Consider the following 20,260-nt stretch of genomic DNA (forward strand, 5'->3'; position numbering starts at 1 on the left):
CTTCGTTCGAGATTTTCATTACAGTTTACAATTTCACTTCGTACAAGGTGGTCTGTCCGCTAAATCCGAATCCAATTTCAAATCCAAGTCCAGCTTCATTCTCCGTGTCTCCGTTATCCATAGATCCGCTGTCCCTGCCTGTCTTCCATTCTGACATTGGAATCTCGGTTCCATGCTCTTTGATCCAATCGGTAATTTCTGAGTTTCCTCCGCGACCACCCATGCCACCAACCATGAAGTATTTCACTTGCCCGCTCTTGACGAGTTCCTCAAGTTCCTCTGTTGTGTACACCGGGTCTGATCCGGAAAAACCTCCAAGCGTGATCACCGCTGCTTTCTCATTGATGATATAAGGTGCTGCCTGATTATAGTCCGTAGTGGCGAAGAGATACGTTTCGCCTGTATTGTGTTCTTTCAGATAATTCAGTGTGGCTGTATCCACTTCTTCGTTACGGCTGCCCATTCCGCCACGACCACCCCTTGCAGGCATTTCTGTATCTCCTGCACCGTTCCCCATCGGCATGCCCATTCCTGCTCCACCAAACATGCCATTGGAACCAGTAGGTCCCGCTGCCGGAATCATGCTGTTGCCACCATAAGTAATTGGGGTGAATGCCCAGTAGATTGGACCAATCAGCATCACCATGAATCCCGCGATAATGAAGCCCTGTTTCCATCGATGTGTGCGATGAAGCATAACGACCAGGATGACCGTGACCAGAATGCCTGCGATTAATTCACTAATCGACCAGCCTGCACCAATCGTATCGTTATACACCTGCATGATATACCAGCCGAACAGAGTCGTCAGCAGCAAGGACACCGGAAGCAACCATGCCTGCCATCCAACGCGATCACGATATGACTTCCACATCGCTACAAATCCTGCGCCAGTCAGTGCAGCAAGTGGAGGTGCAAGCATAATCAGATAATATTGATGGAAGAAACCTGCCACACTGAAAAAGGCAGCAACGGGAAGCAGCCAGGCCAGCCAGAACAAGGCCTCCTTGTGCTTGCTGGTTATATTTCTCCGTCTTAATCCTGCAAATATGGCAATGCACCCAAGCAATACAACTGGCATAAGCCAGCTAGCTTGACCTGAAAGTTCAGTCTGGAACAGACGCAGAGGACCTTTCACCCCCGTACCAAACATGCCTCCGCCACCATTACCGCCAAAATTTCTTCCATTTGGCATTTCCATATCATTTAGCATCTGCCCATTCGGGAAATTGCCATTCGGCCTATTCATGCCACCCATGGCGTTCAAGCCGTTCGAACCATTCATATTATCGTTATCCGGTGCATCGACATCTTGCCCAGCCTCAGTAACACCACTGCCTGTCTGATTAGGAGATGAGGTCGAATCCCCTCGATTGCCACGATTATTTCCCTGTCCGATCCCATTTGGCATACCGGCGTTACCTGCGATATTTTTCTGCTGACCCGTTAGGCGAGCCAGACCATTGTATCCAAAGGCGAGTTCCATGACCGAGTTCGTTTCACTACTGCCGATATAAGGTCTTTGGTCTTCGGGTATGGAATCCACAGTGACTGCCCAGGATAAGGAAACGACCGCCAGAACTGCTGTGCTGCCGATCATCAGGATGATCTTCCTTCTCCATTTCGCCTGAAAAGCGAGCAAATAGAACAAATAAAAAGCCGGGAGAATCATGTAGGCTTGAAGCATTTTCATATTAAAGGCTACGCCTATTAACCCAAAGGCAACCAGTATGCGCCAAGCACTGCCTTGTTTGCTGCCTTTGAACAAAAACCATGAACCCAGCAGTAGTGTAAACACCAGCATGCTGTCAATATTATTGGTCCGGCTGACTGCCGCCACGACAGGCACAGTCGCCATCGCAAGTGCCGAGATTCGTGCTGCTGCAAGACCATATGTAGGTTTCACCATGAAATAGATCAGGAGCACCGAACCGATTCCAGCTAATACCTGCGGCAAAATAACGCTCCATCCGTGCAATCCAAAGACATATGCAAAGGCCGTTTGAATCCAGAAGACAACAGGTGGTTTATCTACAGTGACCGAGCCTGCCGAGTCTAGTGAAGCATAGAAAAAGTTATGGAAGTTGCTGAGCATACTACCAACGGCAGTCGTATAGTAGGAATTGGCATATTGATCGTTCCAGATACCGTAACCATTCAGAAACGCCGCCAGTAATACAATTGGCAGAAGGACAAAATCCATCCTTCTTTTGGTGTTATTCAATGTTAATCACTCCTTCAAAGTTCTTCATGACTAATATTGTGACATGCCAAAATAAAACTGGGATGAGTACCCGCTGAATGTTGTCTGAGGATAATTCACAATCCTTTCAGCTAAATTTCAGTTTGGCAAGCGATAATACAACATACAGTCCCTCTCAATTGAGGGAGAACTAAGATGGAAGCAAGCAAGGAGGAACCCCGCATTATGAAGCTTAGCAGCGGAATTAAAATACTATTGGCTGATGATGAACCGCATATTTTGCAATTTCTAGAGCTTGGATTAAGCAATGAGGGCTTTGATGTGCGCACCGCGCCGGATGGAGCGGCTGCGCTTGAATTGGCGCTTGAATTCAAGCCACATATGGCTATTTTGGATGTCATGATGCCAGAGATGGATGGATTCGAAGTAGTCGAGCGTCTGCGTAAGACCGGAACTCAGGTTGGCGTTATTATGCTGACAGCGAAGGACGAAGTCGAGAATCGGGTTAAGGGCCTTTGGCTAGGTGCTGACGATTACATGATTAAACCCTTTGCCTTCGACGAGCTGCTCGCTCGGATTCAGGCCAGACTGCGCAATCAATTTCCTTTATTAATAGGAGCCGTCACCCACGGTCCGTTCCGAATTGATGATCAGCGCAAAGAAATCACCTATCAGAATCAGGTCCTGGAGCTATCTCCTACCGAATATGAACTGTTAAAATTTATTGTGCTTAATCATGGGATTGTACTTAGCAAAGCGACTATTCTAAGCCGGGTGTGGGGGTATGATTTTGGCGGGGAAGAAAATATTGTGGAGGTATACGTTCGCTCCTTGCGCGACAAACTCGGGGATAAAGAGCATAAACTCATTCGCACGCTTCGGGGTGTCGGGTACAGGGTGGATCTCTGATGAACTCGCTGCCTAAGAAAAATAAACTTCGTTTAAGACGTCTTCACCAATGGATCTGGCCTCGTTCACTGCGTTCTCAATTGCTTTCACGTTCTCTGTTCGTGCTTGCTGGGCTACTATTGTTAATCGGTATCCTGCAATTCTGGATCATGGAAAGCTTTCTCTACCGGAATCAGGCAAAAACCATGGAAGAACAGCTCATGTCCATGCCCCCGGTTTGGCTCGGAATCCAGTCACGTAACGGCTCTTCCAACAATCCTTTCGGTGGACAGTCAGGAAACGGGTCTGGTAATCGGGTGTTGTTTATACCTGACCGTTCACTTGCCCTGTTTGATAACCAAGGTACGTTCGAGGATGTTTTTGGAGAAGACGGTCTGAAAGCCCCTCAACTATCAACCGCTGATTATCAGAACATTACAGATGAATTGAAAGAACAAAAACACATTCCCTACCGGATCGTCACGGATAGCCAAGGGAATGAGCAATTGATTGTATTCGCTTCACCCGGTCCACGCAATCGCGGTTTACCGATGGTCCAGATGGGCACCGCTACGAAGCCACTTAGAGATTTGATTATTAAACAGCTTCTGATCTTCATCATGTTATCGCTGTTGGCCATGGTAGCCGGTCTGATTCTATACACTAAGGTATTACGCCGGACGCTGGTTCCCCTCTCCAACATGGTGAATAAAGTACAGCAGATCGATGCAGGCAGCCTCGCAGAACGCCTTCCCGTCGTTCAGGGACAAGAAGAAGTGGATCAGCTCGCAGTTTCATTCAATGGCATGCTTGAAAGGCTGGAGAACTCGTTTGAAGCGGAGCGGGAATCGAAAGAGCAGATGCAGCGTTTCTTGTCTGATGCTTCCCATGAGCTTCGTACCCCGCTCACCTCCATTCACGGCTTCATTGAAGTTCTGCAGCGGGGTGCAGCGACCAATCAAGATCAATTGTATAAAGCACTGGACAGCATGCACGGCGAATCCGTACGAATTAACAAGCTGGTTGAAGATTTGCTGTTACTAACCAAGCTGGATCAGGCTCCAAGGCAGGAGCGGGAGGTCATTCAGCTGGATAGTCTGCTGCTCGAAATGCAACCACAACTTGCCATGATGGCTCAACGAAGATCCATTCATCTCGATCTGACGGCTGAAGTATATGTACTGGCTGACCCTTACAAGCTGAAGCAGGTTGTGCTGAATCTGTTCCATAATGCGGTGCAGCACACCGATCCAGAGCATGGAGCCATCTCCATAACGTTATATGCCACGCATCATAAGGCTGAATTATCAGTGAAGGATAACGGCACAGGCATTGAACCTGCACATCTGCCCCATATCTTTGAGCGATTTTACCGCACAAGTAGTTCTCGTTCGCGCAAACAAGGTGGTGCAGGTCTCGGTCTAGCCATTACCCGCTCGATTGTGGAGTCGCATGGTGGGAAAATTACAGTACGAAGTCAAATAGGCTTGGGGACTGAATTTATGATTTTGCTGCCGCTGCATAAGGCTGATGTCTAGGCTGAGCTTCGGCTCTACGCAAGCTAAAAGGTGGCTATAAGCAGCGCTACGTAAGATCTACTTGATCATTACTCATGCACTAGTCAAGCTCTCCAAACGCTGCTTTTCTTCCATTTTAATTTTGGCTTTTCATTGCATGACGAATCCCCTATTCATTTCGGTTTAGAAATGAATGGGGGATTCTTTTGTTGTATCCGATTAGTATAGTGGTAGTCCAATGGGTTTCGGGCTAACGAATCTGAGACGTCTTATTCAAGGATTTGAAGCTTATATATGCTTTTCATAAAATACCATTGTCATTTTGTCGTTAATTGCTTTTGTTACACCCGTTTTTTTGTAGCCTATCTTTTCATACAAATAACAGTTCCCTTTCTCTTGTAAGATGGTACCCAATTTCCATGACTTTGCATCATCATATATCTGCTCAACCATTGTAAAAACTTTTTGTGCAATTCCTTTTCCTTGATGTTCTGGCAGTATAAAAATTGGGCTAACACTATAGATTTGATTATCTTTTTCCACGACTCTAATCCCACCAACAGCAACCTCAAAATGATGAATTATAAAATAATCTGTGAAAGATTGATTGATTTGAGTAATAATTCTTTCTACGGTTTCATTGGCAGGGCTTGTTGCAAAATCCTGATTTTTTTCCAACAAGGGCATAAATGCTTTGACTTTCATTTCATGAATATTCACTGCATCTTTTAAATCTGCTTTATATAGTGAAACCTCCATTAAAATATACCTCCGATTGATACGCTTGTTAGAGATACGATTTATAGTACTTGCTCTGTTAACTTAGTACAAGAAAGATGTTCGTCTAAGTTTGGTGTTTATTTCATTTACAGCATATAAACAAGATAAAACTAACATATTTTTTAATTCGACGTTGTATTCTCATATTCCTTGATATCTAAGTAACGGCACCAAGCAAATACTTCATCTAATTTTCCGCTATCATCCGGGGGACAAGATCATCCAGTATGAACGGTGGATTACCAAGGGTATACGCCATTTTCATCTAGGAATTCTCCGTTATGGCGTTTACCATCCGTCGCATAGCGCACGATAATCGCAGCGCCGGCTTCTTTTGATTTACCACCTTCGGCATTGCCGTTAAGATCTGTTGATGTGAATCCGGGCGTTACCGCAAAGACTTGAGCCCTGCTGTTTTTCACTTCATAAGCCATCGAAAGTGTCATGGCACTGTTGGCCGTTTTGGATGAATTATAGTCGAAGGCGTTTAAAGTAAATTCCGCATTTTGCATATGGTCCAGAGAAGCCATATCGGTTGATACATTAATGATTGTGCCTTCATTGTCTTTGATTAACGGGAACAATCGCTGATTCAAACGGAAGGTACCGAAAAAGTTCACTTCAAAGGCGTTCCGCAGATCTTCCTCTTTTGTATCCGTGAAGGAATGAGAGAAAGCACCCGGCATACCCGCGTTATTGATCAGAAGGTTTATTGTGGGATAAGTCTTGTTAATCGTATCGGCTGCATGCTCGATGCTTTTCAAGTCACTCATGTCGATTTGTAAAAATTCTACGTCTAACCCCCTGGAAGTTAACTCGGAAACAGCTCTTTCACCCCGTTCAACACTACGTGCGCCAAGGATAACTTTCCAACCTGCTTCACCCAACTGCTTTACGATTTCATATCCAATTCCTTTATTTGCTCCGGTTACAAAAACAGTCTTTTTCATGCAAATCCTTCTTTCCATAATTTGATTTATATTTAACAATGTATAAGTTACTATGCTACACTTAGTGTAGGTCAAATTATTTTTTATAAAATGAGGGATTAACATGTTAACGATTGGAGAAGTAGCCAAAAAAGTTGAAATTTCCATTGGAGCGATTCGCTTTTATGAAAGAAAGGGACTGCTGAAACCTGCTGCACGAAATGAGCAGAATAACCGTCTTTATTTGGAGGATGATCTGAACTGGCTGGTTTTTATCAAATGCCTTCGTGAAACCGGGATGAGTGTGGAAGACATCAAAAAGTATTATGATCAGGTCAATGAAGGAACCTCCACGCTGAAGGAAAGAACCAAACTGATTGAGGATCAAAAGCAAAAGTTGCTGAATGATATCGAGGAGAAAAAAGCGCAGCTTGTTCATTTGGATAACAAACTGGAACGCTATTATCGTGGAGAAAATTATTAACACTTGTCCTATAAACTAAATGACAGAAAAAAATCAGGCAGCCAGCAATAACTGTCTAACCTGATCCGAAATTTTGATATTATAGCTATTTTCAATGAGGATAAAAGTTCAATCAAAAATTATCTTCGTGCTTACACTGTTGATAATGGATATAGGGTTCATCCTCGATTTCGATCAAATTTAACCGTTCAAAATTACATTTCTGTATCACCTTATTGGATGCTTGATTGGTAATCAAAGCGATGGCATTTAATATTTCAACGTTTGTATGTTCAAACAAATACTGTGTCATTCCTTTTACTGCCTGCGTTGTATAGCCACGATTCCTGAAGTGTTTCGAAATACCGTACATAATCTCCCGATTAGGTGCTGGTAACTCATCCTTAATTCCTGAGCAGCACCATCCAATAAACTCGTCAGTTTCTTTGAGTACAATAGCCATACGTAAATATAACTCTCCGATATCCCCTCCCGCCATCACAGCTTGTTTAAAATGCTGATTCTCAGGGATTTCATATTCGGTGAGCCACAGGGTCCTGTCTTCAATCGTAGCGTTCCATCCCGGTAGGAATTCATACACCTCAGGTTGCCACGTAATTTCTTGAAGTTTCTCTAAATCTTCAATTCGATACTCGCGCAAATAAATATCCTTGCAATCGATGATTAACTCATCGGTTAGTATGGGTTGGTTCATAGTTCCTCCTACTACACATTTAATTACACCTTATTAGCCTTTACTTCAAACAAGGCCCTCTTTTGCCATAAACTCGTCTTTGGTTAATCCAAAGAGGATCATATCCTGGTATTTTCCATCGGTGTAGATCACTTGACGACGCACACCTTCCTGAATACATCCAAGTTTTCTCATCATGGCTGCGGAAGGTTCATTTCCTTGGAGTACATAATCATTAAATTTGTTGAGCCTGCGTTCGAAGAAGGCATACTTCAGCAAGATTCGTACGGCTCTGGTTCCGTATCCTTTTCCTCGATGATCCCTGTCAATTTGAATGCCAATGCTAAAGGTACCGTTTCTCTCATCAATGCTATTCAGATTCACACCTCCGACATTCTCACCATCCATATTTACAATGGTAAACATGATCCGTCCTTTGGCTAAAGAAAAATCAGAGAAGTTTTCCGTGAAATTCTTCGCTTCGACATGGGTTGGCGGTAACTCTACTGCACACTCCAATAACCGACGGGCAGGTGTATCAAAGCGGTTATAATAATGATCCTCCCAATCTTCCTCACGCAAAGCACGTAGTCTGACCTTATCATCCTGCCAGAAATATTGACTATAATCGATCTCTCTCATCCCAAGTCCCCCCGCATATTTAACCAGATTTTTACTTCGAGCTACAAACATAATAACCCATAATGTGGAATTAGAGGAGATTTGTTTTCATTAAACACAACGAAAATAACCCCCGAACAGGACAAAACCTGTCGGAGGCTATACTCTATTTTATATTCATATCTCATTACGATTCTTCCGTATATTGAGGTTTGGACACGTTATCCGGAACCGTTTCGTCAAAAACATCCTGACCTGGATAATCCCGTACTTCTCCTTCATGAAGCTCATGATTCTCATAATCAAAACGATGTGCAGACCGCTGATCTGCCCGCCATGGAGAACTTTTCCCGAGAGACTCGGATAACAGAGATGAACCGTAAGGACCCTCCGGGAATTCTTCGAGTGTGATATCGTTTCGCTGCGACTCCACCGTAGACACATCGGTATATTCTTGCCGTTCTTCACGCAAAAACTTATCTTTCATCGTTTATCCCTCCTGATCCACTTCAGATGATCAACGTCCACTTATTGTGAGCGAGGACAAACGCATTTATGCATGATCTTTGGAAAACACTGCGTTTAGGTTTTGATCCATTACCGGATCCATCACGATCATTATCGCCATCACAATTGGCGAATCCATATTAATAGTACAAAAACAATGAGGCCAGCGAGGCTAATCCAGGTATCACGTTTGGACCATACCAATAACGATGAACGTCCTCCGAGCATAGAGTGCTCTCTAACTTTACGCATTTCCATCGCAATGGTCATATCCTCTGCACGTTGGAACAGTGCCATTAACAGGGGAATCACCATCGGACCCAGGTCACGTATTCGAATGGTATTTGGTCTTAAAGCTGCCTTTCCACGTGCCCGTACGATCAGTGAGAATCGCTGCCACTCACTCCAGATCATCGGGATAAACCGAAAGATTAACGAAACAGCAAGAGCAAACGAAGCTACGGGCAACCTGATCTTTTTACCGATACCGAGTACCCAGTTAAGCCCTTCTACCATTCGCCCATAAGGTGTCGTCAACGAAAACCAAAGGCTTGCCAACGTGACGATAAACAAACGATACACATTCAGCAAAGTGCCCTCCGCCTGCATCAGGGAAAAGCCAAAGTGCAGACCTCCTCCTTCTGTTGAAAGAGTTGTCCCAGATAACGCCGTTGATAGGATGAAAAAGAAAAATAATGGCTTCATTAACTTCATACATCCAGCCAAAGTCTGACGCGGGAGCACGGCAAGTGCTGCTATTACCGGCACCAGTGTTAAAGTCAATCCCAGCCAGCGCTGCTGAAGCATAGCTGCGGTGACCAGCAAAATATACAAAATCCATTTTAGACGCGGGTCCATGACGCCATATAATCCGCCTGAATGAGTCAATATGTTCGGAACAAGCTTTGGATCATCTTCCGTTTTAATGGACGACAGCATCAGTGCTTCTTTTTCATATTTCATTGAATCGTTCTTGACTTCCATCATTACCTTCCATGATGCTTCTATCGATTCGTTTTGAATCCCCACCTCAACTGACTTGGACTGAACAATACACTCAGCCATCTCTTCTGGCGTCATCGCGGTCAAAGGCAGCTCAAGACCCGCTGCTCTAAACTGCTGTGCCAGTCTCATCGATGGTGGCAGTCCGATTCCTGTCTGCTCCAGCAGTTCAGGCCTTTTGTGAAGTTCTCTCGGCGTAAGATCGGCGATTAAACGGCCTTCCTGCAACAACAATACTCGATCCGCACAAGGTAAGAATGTATCCAGATCATGGGTTGCTACCACGCCCCCACCACCTGCCAGACGATGTTGCTCCAATACATCCAGCAAAAGCCCGACACTTTGCGCTTCCAACCCGGCGCTTGGCTCATCCAGCAGAAGCCAGTGTGGATTGGTCACACTTCCGAGAGCAAGACCTAACCTGCGCTTCTCTCCCCCACTTAGAGCAAATGGCGACCTGTCCAGATGAAAACGTCGGTCCAACTCTGAGGACACTGGCGGGTCCCATTGCTTCAGTGCTTTTGTGATCTGCTCTTGTTGCTGTTTCTCTGAAAGTCGATAAGGACGCAGAGAATATGTGAATTCACGCTGAATACTTCGGGCAAACAGTTGTTGTTCCGGAAATTGAAACAGTAGTCCCATTTGCAATAAAATCGACTGAGGCACTTTTCCTTCTTTCCAGAAAGGTGTGCCATCCAATGTGATACTTCCTGCATCGGGCGGTCTCAGACCAGCCAACGTCTGTAGTAAAGTTGTTTTTCCTGAACCCGTACAGCCCAGCAGCAAGGTGATTTCCCCACTGTTCAACTGAATATTTATATCTTCAAGCAGTGCACGTTTGCTCGATTCCGTTCCTTCTATGCGTATATTGGTTAGCTCGATCTCCAACGTGCGACCTCCTTAGCCAGTTGCTCAGGTCGCAGTGGCATGGCTTCTGGCATCATACCTTTTTGCTTGAGCAATAACGCAGTTTTTACAGTAAAAGGAGGATCCAACCCTAACCGTTCACAGGGGGATAGCTGTACATTTTCCCGAGTAGCCTTCTCATTCGTCTCTTTTTCATAGTAAAAGGACTCCGGCTCCCCGTTGTACACACAACGTCCCCTCTCCATAGCAATGATTCGATCACACAGGGTTGCTTCCTCCAGATGGTGTGTAATCCAGATCACCGTTGTCCCCCGCTGGGTAATCTTCTGAACGATGGCCTCGATACGGTCTCTTGCTCCCGGATCAAGCATGGCTGTTGGCTCATCCAGAATCAATATATCCGGTTTGGCTGCGAGCGCTACAGCAATATTAAGCAGTTGTTTCTGTCCACCGGATAATTGTGAGACCGCCTTCTCCGGGGGATATTGAAGTCCTACGGTATGTAATGCATCCTGCCTGTGCTCCAACTGCTCTTCTACAGAATCCATCAATGGTGACAGCGCAAAATGAAACTCCTCTTCAATCGTATCGCCTAGTACCTGTGCATCCGGTTGCTGCAATACACCCCGAACGGTAAGTTCATCCGAGATATCCCGTACCCCTCCAGATAGTGGAATGAATCCAATCAGTAGTCCAGCAAGAGTGCTTTTTCCACTGCCATTCGCTCCTACAATACTAATCCATTCTCCTTGGTGCAGCGTAAGTGAGACCCCATCCAGTGCTTTTCTCACCTGACTACCTTCGGAAGCATAATGCACTCGAACATCTTCTAATGTAATTATAGGCAGGTTGCCTTGCATCGTAAATTAGTCCTTTCCCTTTCTATTTTTATGTGGTACGATCCTAATCGTCAACCACATTTATATATTTGGTTAACAATCATATTACCAAAATGGAGAGGATTGTTCAAACATGAAATTATCTTTGCGAGGTATTGTATTCAGCGCACTTATGGCCGCAATTTTAGTACTTTTTGGTTACATAAGCATCCCCATTGGCTTCTCCCCTGTACCGATAACATTACAAACCTTGGCTGTCATGCTGGCCGGAGGATTACTTGGTCCACTATATGGTTTCCTAAGCGTTACCATGGTTGTTCTGCTCACCGCTCTTGGTTTCCCCTTGCTGCACGGGACCGGAGGACTTGCGGTACTTCTTGGACCTACCGGAGGATATGTGATGATGTGGCCGATCTCCGCTTTATTAATTGGACTGTTGCTTGCACGAATCAACATCAAAGGTGTCACAGGATTCATTCTCGCTTTTGTTGTATTTGAACTATTTGGTTCACTGCTCGTGTATGTATCGGGTGTCCCTTGGCTTGCTTATGCTTACAAAATGGACCTACCTGAGGCCATGATTCAAGGGTTTTATCCTTACATTATTGGGGATCTGATTAAAGCTGTATTTGCTGCCATCATCATTGCGCCCGTGCGCATGGTTTTCCCTCCTCAACGTCTCACAGGTAACATGCATTCAGCGGTTGTAAAAGCGGAGTCTTAATAGAAGCTACATAAGGCATCCGATCTGCCTATCTTTGAAAACGACAAAACCGCCAAAATCACTTTGGCGGTTTTCGTTACTTCTCATCCCCTATAAATTTATATTCTATATAAATTGAAATAAACATTTACACGAAACGGAGAGGACAGAAAGAGCCTGAAGAAGCGAAGCGTTCGCCTTTATCCCCGGATTTACTCCTTTATAAAAGGAATCAAAATAATCTGGGGATAACAGCGATCGGAAGGTTGTTCTGTCATCGGAGTGATCCGTGTAAATGTTCTTTAGTTCGATTTATACAGACACCTGAATTAATTGACGCTCTGTAATCTGAAATTGTTGATCCGCTGTATTTTCAATAAACCTCTGATCATGAGATACATACAGAATCGTTCCTTCATAGGCCTTGATAAAATGCTCCAACGCTTCCAATGCATGCATATCAAGAAAATTCGTCGGCTCATCCAACAATAGAATGTTATATTGGCCCAGAAACAAGTGACATAATTGAAGACGAATCGCTTCTCCTCCACTTAATGTCCCAACATTCTTCAGCAGGTCATTACCTGAGAATTGCATTGCGTGCAACGCACTTCTGAGCTCTGATTCCTCATATTGCGAACGATTTTTCAGGAATTGTAATACGGTCTCTTTTGTCGTGAAACGATAGCTCATTTGCTGAAAATAACCGAGCTTTGCTTTTGGAGACATGGTGATGTGATCTCCAGCATGGAAAACATGGTTAAGCAATGTGCTTTTCCCGCTGCCATTGGCTCCGGTTATCGCTATTTTTTGTTTTAATGGAATCTGAAAACTTATATTCTCCAACAATACATTGCCTTCCACCTCAAGCGTAAGGCGATCTGCCATAATCGGAAATCGGTTGTGTAGCTCCAACGTCTTTGGTTGACGGAAGATCATAGGCCGATCCTCTTGCACCGCCTTTACCTCATGAAGTTGTTGCATACGCTGTTCAATCGCTTTAGCTGCGCGGTGTACCGCTTTTTGACTGGTACCTTTGGATTTCGTTTCAACCATACGATTTGCTTTTGCCTTGGATTCTTTTTTGGACATACTTCCGGCCTGCGTTATTTTTTCAGCTTTCTTCATCTTCTCCCGGGCGGCCAGTTCTAATCGTCTTTTCTCCTTGGAGAATTGTTCATGGGCCTGGTTCTGCTGTTCACGCTCCAGCCTCTTCTGTGCCTGATAATCACTATAGTTTCCGGAATATACGTGAACCTCACCTTGATGGATTTCCCAGATCGTGGTCACCAGTTCATCCAGAACCGCACGATCATGACTGATCAGCACAAGCGCCCCATAGTAATAACGCAATTCATCCAGTAAAAATGTAATGCCCTCTTGATCCAGGTGTGTTGTTGGTTCATCCAGTAACAGTACTTCATGATAATGAGTGAACATTTGAGCCAGTTTTAGACGGGTCTGTTCTCCGCCACTCCATGGTTGATCGTGTTGAGGTATGGCTAATTTACTGAGTAAAGCCCCATCAACTTCAATACTTTCGTTAGACTGGGGTGGTTCCACTTGTTCAAAATAACCAAACTCTGCAAAACGTTTTACCTTTCCGGCTGTTGGCTGGATCTGCCCCGTAATGAGTTTCAATAGTGTACTTTTACCCTGACCATTACCACCTACTACACCAATGCGATCCAGTTGATGCACAGCCAGTCGCTCAATGTTCAGTATTACTTTATCCATATAGGTCATCTCAACCTGTTCTAATTCAAAACATATCTTTTCCATATTCGCTACCTCCGAAATAAGATTTATTTCGTATCGATAGCGAAGCACACTTCTATCGATACGAGCTTATCGTGCCAGCTCGTATCAATAGAACAGTAACGTCATCATAGCGGGTACCTCCAGTAGTCTGTATTGAGCGCCTTTACCTAATTATTTACCTGATTAAGATAATCAGAAGAAAAAAACAAAGAATCACAGGCCACGGCCTGTGATTCAACGTAAACGGGAAAGCGAGTAAAACACTTATTTTAAGGTCAGGATGATTGAAAATGACAGACTGATCCCGTTTACTCTGAACCAATGGTCAGAGCCTTTGAACGTATTCAATTACCGATTCAAAGGGAGGAAACGCAGTCTCATCGCATGTGTCATGTTCAATAATCCACCTTTCATTATCATGTATAGATGTACAATCCTAATTATAATTTTCCAATTCCACCATGTCAACGGAACGATGAAAACACTTCACCATCAGATTAATACATCAATCTACTCTTATTCCTGTCCCTTTCCGCTATTCAACTTCAATAGAAGCTCCTGGCTATGAACCTGACCTGTAGCCTGTGGAATTACATCCTCGTAGTTGGCTGAGTTGGTTACTATAATCGGGGTTACCGTGTGATAACCAGCAGCCTTAATCTGTGCAATATCGAATTCAAGCAACAGATCTCCCGCTTGGACCCTGTCCCCTTCCTTGATATGGGAAACAAAATGCTGCCCATCCAATTTAACGGTATCTACTCCCACGTGAACCAATATTTCAGCACCGGTGTCTGATACTACAGCCAAGGCATGTTTTTTCTTAAATGCAACGGTAACTGTACCGTCAAAAGGCGCTACGACTCTGCCCACAGCTGGCTCAATCGCAATACCTTTACCCATGGCTCCCGATGCAAAGGCCGGATCTGGAACTTCCGATAATTCCACAATTGTTCCTTCGATTGGGCTAAATACATTTTCGTCCGAAGCATTCGTTGCACGAACAGGTTGTTCGGCAGATGCAGCAGGTTCGGTTTTTGTTTCTTCTTCAACCGGATCTTTAAAGCCCATAATGTACGTGAGTACAGCCGAAACAACAAAGGATACTACGATACCCAGAATCAATCCAGGGAAGCCTTGTCCACCTGGTCCGTAGAAGATTGGCAATGTCAGCAGTCCCGGTGCGCCGGATGCAAATGCCAATGTACCCGCTTGACCAATGATAGCTCCACCAACTGCACCACCGATAACTCCTGCAATGAATGGACGTTTCAGTGGTAATGTTACCCCATAGATGGCCGGTTCCGTAATACCGAACAATGCGGTCAACGTGGATGATCCAGCCAGCGTTTTCAGTTTTTTGTTCTTGGTTTTCAGCATAACCCCAAAAGCAGCACCCGTTTGAGCAAAGATCGAAGCTGTCGCAGCGGGTTTAACACCATCCTGTCCATACACTGCAACGTTGTTGATAAATACCGGAATGAGACCCCAGTGTATTCCGAAGATAACGAGCAGCTGCCAGCTTGCACCCATAACGGCTCCAGCCAGTAATGGACTGAATCCAAATGCGGCAACGAGTCCGGCTGCAATTGCATTACCAACGTAGACACCAAATGGTCCGAATACCAACAGTGTCAGTGGTACCATAATCACTAGCAAAAACAATGGTGTAACAAAGTTTTTCACACTATCGTGAAGTGTTTTATTAAAGAACTTTTCCAACTTGCTCATGACAATGACAGCTAAAATGATAGGAATAACTGTAGATGAATAGTTCATCAAAATGACAGGGATACCGAAGAAATCCGTTGGTGTTCCCTCTGATTTCAACGTGACGATGGACGGATAGATCAATGCTCCTGCAATCGTCATCGCGACAAACATATTTCCCTGGAATTTACGTGCTGTTGTAACCGCTAACAACAGAGGCAGGAAATAGAAGAGACTATCTGCTGCTGCATACAGGATCGTATATGTTGTTTCTGTCGTTTCCAGCCATCCGATATTGCTTGCAATCAACAATAACCCTTTTAGAATACCCGCCCCCGCCATAACACCCAGAAGTGGTGCAAAGATGCTGGATATGATATCGATAATCCCCCCGAGCCCTTTGGCTGCTTTGCGAGGTTTTTCTTTATCTGACGAATCGTCCAGAATGTTACTGATCTGTCCAATGGCACTATAGACTTCAGGCACCTTGTTACCAACAACCACCTGGAACTGTCCTCCATTTTCTTTGACTGCGATGATGCCTTCTGTTTTCTCCAGTTTGGCTTTGTCTGCCTTGGCATCGTCCTTCAATACAAACCGTAATCGTGTTGCACAATGAACCAGCGATTCCACATTTTTCTCACCGCCGACCAGTTCTACAATCTCTTTGGCCAGTTTCTCTTGACTCATGATCTGCACCCCCACTTTTTCTCAAACAGGCCCTTTACCGATTTTTTTGCACGCAAAAAACCTAAGCCTTGAGCAAGGGACACAATGGTCCTGACCTTCTCATGACTTAGGTTTTGCCTGCATAACCAGTAACAATCCCAGTTAAATCGTATTCAATTCCTGTTAATCACATATTATTATAATTAAACCATTTTTGTCAACATTTAAATATTATCGATTAACCACTCGTTCGATATGAACCGTCAGATACAATTTTTCTTCATTGGTCAACTCATGGTTGTATTCCTTTTTGACAAACAACTCAATTTTCTCCGTACACGCTGCGGCATCCGGATGTTTCTCCTTAATCATGTCATAGAAATGATCATAGTTGTTGTCGTAATGCGTACCACTGAGCACACGCTGGGAGAAGAACTTCAGATGTGTGATAAAGCGAAAATAACTGAGAGAGTCCTCATCAAATTCCATTTTGAAATGATATTTCGCTATATTAATAATCTGCTGGATAAACTTCGTAATATTCATCGTTGTAATAACTTCTTCGTTCATCTCTGCGTTGACAATATGAAGGGCAATAAAAGCGGCTTCATCTGGTGGAAGCTCAATATTCATTCGGGTGTTGATCTGTTCCAGCGTCCTCAGACCCAGTTCGAATTCGGGCTTGTACAACTGTTTGATCTCCCACATTAATGCGTTCTTGATCTCCACGCCTTCCCGATAACGTTCGATGGCAAAGTTAATATGATCTGTAAGAGATACATAGATGTTCTCATTCAGCTTTCGGCCCAGGTTCTCACGCGCATACGTGATGATCTCTTCCACTATTTCAATCAGTTCCATCGGAACTTCGCGCAGCAGCATTTTGAAATTATCGGAAGTTTGTTTGTTTTTCAATGCAAATACTTTCTGGATGCGGGTTTCGTCTACTGTATCCCCCGGCTTTTTCTTAAAGGCAATCCCACGTCCCATCACCACAAGCTCTGCTCCATCCGCCTGATAGATGCTAATGACGTTATTGTTGATAACCTTTGCTATTTTCACTTCAATCCCCCCGTCACGTTCCACTCTCTTGGCAGTTATACATCGTCTTTTGGGCATACAAAAAAAACCTGAAGCATCACAAAATAAACAAGACATGGTGGTCTGCTTTTTTTGGTGCTTAGGTTTTGCCTACTTCGAGTAGTAACAATCCCAGAAACGATATAATTGCGTCAAGTATAGCGCGAACCTGACTATATGTCAACGCTTTCAATGTGAGGACAATCGGAAGTTCCGTGAATTCATGGTTCTTCCGATTGCTTATAATTAGAGCTAATCCGATTTACCTTTATGACTAAGCGTCACCCAGGTTTGTTCCGTTGGATTCGATCACATTTTTGTACCACTCAAAACTCTTCTTCTTCAGCCGTGTCAGCTCTCCTTGACCTTCATTATTACGATCCACGTAAATGTAGCCATAACGTTTTCTCATCTCACCTGAGGATGCACTTACAATATCAATAGGTCCCCAGCTGGTGTAACCAATGATGTTCACCCCATCCTGAATGGCCTCACCCATTTCAGCTACATGCCGTTTCAAGTAGTCAATCCGGTATGCATCATCCACTTCACCTTCCGGGGTAACCACGTCATTGGCACCAAATCCATTCTCAACAACAAACAGAGGCTTCTGATAACGATCATGTAGTTGATTGGCAGTAATACGGAATCCTTTAGGATCAATCGTCCAGCCCCATTCGGACTTCGCCAGATATGGATTGGCTACCGAGCCAAATACATTACCACTGGTCATATTTTTGATAACTTCCGGATCGGTACTAGTTGTACGACTTGAATAATAGCTGAACCCGATATAATCTACGGTATGATTCTTCAAGATTTCCGCATCACCCGGCTGCATAACAATGTTCAATTCGTGATCTTTGAAGAAACGTTTGGCGTAACCCGGATATTCCCCACGTGACTGCACATCGATGAAGAAATAGGACTCTCTATCTTTTTCCATGCCCTGGAACACATCTTCCGGATTACAAGTATACGGATAGAAGCTTCCTGCGGCGAGCATACACCCAATCATGGCACCAGGAATAATCTCATGACATGCCTTGACTGCCAGTGCACTTGCAACCAGTTGGTGGTGAGCAGCCTGATATTGAATTTCCTTGATATTATCCCCTTCATTAAACGCCAGCCCCGCTCCAAGAAACGGAAGATGAAGCAACATGTTGATCTCATTAAATGTCATCCAGTATTTCACCTTGTCTTTGTACCGAGTGAATACCGTTGTAGCGTACGTTTCAAATAGCGTTACCAGTTCACGACTTCTCCAGCTGCCATACTTCTCGATCAGATGCACAGGCACATCAAAGTGAGCCAATGTAACCACAGGTTCAATGCCGTTTTTCAACAATTCATCAAACAGGTTATCATAAAATTGTAATCCGGCTTCATTTGGCTGTGCATCTTCTCCTGTCGGGAAAATCCGTGCCCAGGCAATGGAGACACGCAGTGCTTTGAATCCCATTTCGGCAAACAGAGCAATGTCTTCAGGGTAACGGTGATAGAAGTCGATCGCTTCATGTGAAGGATAGAACTCGGTAGCGAGCGGCGTAAAAGCTGGAACATGACCTTTCATAATACTTCTGCGGTTCTCTCCTGTCGGAAGCAAGTCAACGATACTCAGTCCTTTGCCATCTTCCAGATACGCGCCCTCCGCCTGATTGGCAGCAATGGCTCCACCCCACAGAAAGTCTTTAGGAAATTTAAAATTCGTCATCATCATTCTCCTTCCAAATATGTAATTCAGCTATCCGCTCCAATCGTAAGAAACATTAAAAAGACAAAATATTTAAGTTGAACTACACAATTACACATAAACGGAGAGGACAGAAAAAATCTGGAGAAGCGAAGCGTTCGCCTTTATCACCGGATTTCCCCTTTAAAAAAGGGATCAAAAAATCTGGGGATCAGCGATTGGAAGATTGTTCTGGCCGCGCAGTCGTCACGTGTAAATCGGTTGTTCAGCTTAAATAGAAAAAACCCGAACCAGCCTGGATACACGATTACGTGTAAACAAGCCAGCTCAGGTTATGCCCATATCGGTAACATTCCCAGATCATGATTATGCGGATTGGATAAAACTTTAGCAAGAATCAGAACAGTTGTCAACTTCTTGAAACCGGTTTAGCTTCGGAATGCCCACTACGATATTTGATAGAACGCAGCACATGTGCCGCCAAGAATCATCTGTTGATCTGATATAGGTAGGGCATTAATGTGAGAATTAATGAGACCGTATACTTCAGAATACGTAGCTGAAACGTTGCTCACGGGCCAGTCGGACCCAAACATTAACCTTTCCGCACCAAAGGCTTCTATGGCGATATTCAGATAGGCTGTAAAGTCGCTCGGTGTCCAATTTGCCCAGTCTGCTTCCGTTACCATCCCTGAAAGTTTACAGTACGCATTAGGTTGTGCGGCCAATGACTCAAGCGCTTCTTTCCAGGGTGAGATTATACCTGATTTTATGTCGGGTTTGGCTAGATGATCAAGTACAAATCGCTGCTCAGGAAACGCCTTAACCAATTCAACGGCATAAGGCAGTTGCTCCTTGGATACCAACAGATCATAGGCCAAATCATACTCTTTTAGCAATGAAATTCCGCGCTGAAAGTCTTCTCTCAATACATACTTCAGATCAGGTTCATCCTGTATGACATGACGTACGCCCTTCAGATATGGATTGGACGCGAACAGTTCAAGCTGATTCCGAACTTCATTTGAACAAAGATCCACCCATCCGACAACACCTTTGATACATTCATGCCGATCTGCCAGCTGCAGAAGCCACTCGGTTTCTGTCAGTGATTGTCTGGCTTGTACCGCAATACATCCCTCCAGTCCTGATTGGATCAATAAAGGTTCAAGATCTTTCGGAAGAAAAGATTGACGAATCGTTTTCATCTCTTCGCCAATCCATCCGTACTCGGCGACATTGTATTCCCAGAAATGTTGATGTGCATCCAGCTTCATATTAGATCCCTCCCAGGGTATTTAAATCTAATTATCATTAAAAAGCAATCACTG

General features: G+C 44.3%; 17 protein-coding genes. 4 read left to right on the forward strand and 13 right to left on the reverse strand.

The genetic code is table 11. The features are described 5' to 3' along the window. Window positions 1-25: 25 nt before the first annotated feature. Complete coding sequence (locus tag QF049_RS09920; protein ID WP_307543169.1) at window positions 26-2,203, reverse strand: glycosyltransferase family 39 protein; 2,178 nt, start codon at window positions 2,201-2,203, stop codon at window positions 26-28. A gap of 225 nt (window positions 2,204-2,428) precedes the next feature. Here QF049_RS09920 and QF049_RS09925 point away from each other — a divergent pair, with 225 nt between their 5' ends. Beyond that, window positions 2,429-3,112, forward strand: a complete 684-nt coding sequence (locus QF049_RS09925) for a response regulator transcription factor (RefSeq protein ID WP_253442536.1) — start codon at window positions 2,429-2,431, stop codon at window positions 3,110-3,112. Continuing rightward, window positions 3,112-4,629 (forward strand): sensor histidine kinase, encoded by a 1,518-nt coding sequence (locus tag QF049_RS09930; RefSeq protein ID WP_307537005.1) that lies wholly within the window; start codon window positions 3,112-3,114, stop codon window positions 4,627-4,629. The genes QF049_RS09925 and QF049_RS09930 overlap by 1 nt, the downstream gene beginning before the upstream one ends. Before the next feature lie 267 nt (window positions 4,630-4,896). On the opposite strand, the gene QF049_RS09935 is transcribed toward QF049_RS09930, so the two are convergent. Together QF049_RS09935 and QF049_RS09940 are read right to left on the reverse strand one after the other, a co-directional pair. Beyond that, complete coding sequence (locus QF049_RS09935; protein ID WP_307537007.1) at window positions 4,897-5,367, reverse strand: GNAT family N-acetyltransferase; 471 nt, start codon at window positions 5,365-5,367, stop codon at window positions 4,897-4,899. A 260-nt stretch (window positions 5,368-5,627) separates the two neighbouring features. Next, window positions 5,628-6,338 carry an SDR family NAD(P)-dependent oxidoreductase gene (locus tag QF049_RS09940; protein ID WP_307537010.1) on the reverse strand — a complete coding sequence of 237 codons (711 nt, stop codon included), beginning with the start codon at window positions 6,336-6,338 and terminating at the stop codon, window positions 5,628-5,630. 103 nt (window positions 6,339-6,441) lie between these two features. Here QF049_RS09940 and QF049_RS09945 point away from each other — a divergent pair, with 103 nt between their 5' ends. After that, window positions 6,442-6,801 (forward strand): MerR family transcriptional regulator, encoded by a 360-nt coding sequence (locus QF049_RS09945; protein WP_076249478.1) that lies wholly within the window; start codon window positions 6,442-6,444, stop codon window positions 6,799-6,801. Between the two features lie 112 nt (window positions 6,802-6,913). Here the strand turns inward: QF049_RS09945 and QF049_RS09950 are convergent, their stop codons facing one another. The 5 genes from QF049_RS09950 to QF049_RS09970 all read right to left on the reverse strand — a co-directional run bounded on the left by QF049_RS09950 (window position 6,914) and on the right by QF049_RS09970 (window position 11,331). After that, window positions 6,914-7,495, reverse strand: a complete 582-nt coding sequence (locus tag QF049_RS09950) for a GNAT family N-acetyltransferase (protein ID WP_307537013.1) — start codon at window positions 7,493-7,495, stop codon at window positions 6,914-6,916. Between the two features lie 45 nt (window positions 7,496-7,540). Beyond that, the gene (locus QF049_RS09955) at window positions 7,541-8,116 is read right to left on the reverse strand and encodes a GNAT family N-acetyltransferase (protein WP_307537015.1); all 576 of its coding nucleotides are present in this window, start codon (window positions 8,114-8,116) and stop codon (window positions 7,541-7,543) included. Window positions 8,117-8,282: 166 nt separating this feature from the next. After that, the gene (locus QF049_RS09960; RefSeq protein ID WP_307537017.1) at window positions 8,283-8,582 is read right to left on the reverse strand and encodes a hypothetical protein; all 300 of its coding nucleotides are present in this window, start codon (window positions 8,580-8,582) and stop codon (window positions 8,283-8,285) included. A 140-nt stretch (window positions 8,583-8,722) separates the two neighbouring features. Further along, window positions 8,723-10,492, reverse strand: coding sequence for an ATP-binding cassette domain-containing protein (locus QF049_RS09965; protein WP_307537019.1), 1,770 nt, complete (start codon window positions 10,490-10,492; stop codon window positions 8,723-8,725). Then, window positions 10,477-11,331 carry an ATP-binding cassette domain-containing protein gene (locus tag QF049_RS09970; RefSeq protein WP_307537021.1) on the reverse strand — a complete coding sequence of 285 codons (855 nt, stop codon included), beginning with the start codon at window positions 11,329-11,331 and terminating at the stop codon, window positions 10,477-10,479. The genes QF049_RS09965 and QF049_RS09970 overlap by 16 nt, the downstream gene beginning before the upstream one ends. A gap of 112 nt (window positions 11,332-11,443) precedes the next feature. On the opposite strand from QF049_RS09970, the gene QF049_RS09975 reads away from it, so the two are divergent. Further along, window positions 11,444-12,034, forward strand: a complete 591-nt coding sequence (locus QF049_RS09975) for a biotin transporter BioY (protein ID WP_124114451.1) — start codon at window positions 11,444-11,446, stop codon at window positions 12,032-12,034. A 291-nt stretch (window positions 12,035-12,325) separates the two neighbouring features. Here the strand turns inward: QF049_RS09975 and QF049_RS09980 are convergent, their stop codons facing one another. The 5 genes from QF049_RS09980 to QF049_RS10000 all read right to left on the reverse strand — a co-directional run bounded on the left by QF049_RS09980 (window position 12,326) and on the right by QF049_RS10000 (window position 20,206). Next, window positions 12,326-13,795, reverse strand: a complete 1,470-nt coding sequence (locus QF049_RS09980) for an Msr family ABC-F type ribosomal protection protein (RefSeq protein WP_307537024.1) — start codon at window positions 13,793-13,795, stop codon at window positions 12,326-12,328. A gap of 495 nt (window positions 13,796-14,290) precedes the next feature. After that, complete coding sequence (locus QF049_RS09985) at window positions 14,291-16,174, reverse strand: beta-glucoside-specific PTS transporter subunit IIABC (RefSeq protein WP_150367418.1); 1,884 nt, start codon at window positions 16,172-16,174, stop codon at window positions 14,291-14,293. 210 nt (window positions 16,175-16,384) lie between these two features. Further along, complete coding sequence (licT, locus tag QF049_RS09990) at window positions 16,385-17,215, reverse strand: BglG family transcription antiterminator LicT (RefSeq protein ID WP_307537028.1); 831 nt, start codon at window positions 17,213-17,215, stop codon at window positions 16,385-16,387. A gap of 292 nt (window positions 17,216-17,507) precedes the next feature. Further along, entirely contained in the window at window positions 17,508-18,950 is a 1,443-nt protein-coding gene (locus QF049_RS09995; RefSeq protein ID WP_307537030.1) for a 6-phospho-beta-glucosidase, read from the reverse strand. A gap of 425 nt (window positions 18,951-19,375) precedes the next feature. Continuing rightward, window positions 19,376-20,206, reverse strand: a complete 831-nt coding sequence (locus QF049_RS10000; RefSeq protein WP_307537032.1) for an amidohydrolase family protein — start codon at window positions 20,204-20,206, stop codon at window positions 19,376-19,378. Window positions 20,207-20,260 lie beyond the last annotated feature (54 nt).

This window comes from Paenibacillus sp. W4I10, from assembly GCF_030816325.1.
In the GTDB taxonomy this organism is placed as follows: Bacteria; Bacillota; Bacilli; order Paenibacillales; family Paenibacillaceae; genus Paenibacillus; species Paenibacillus amylolyticus_B.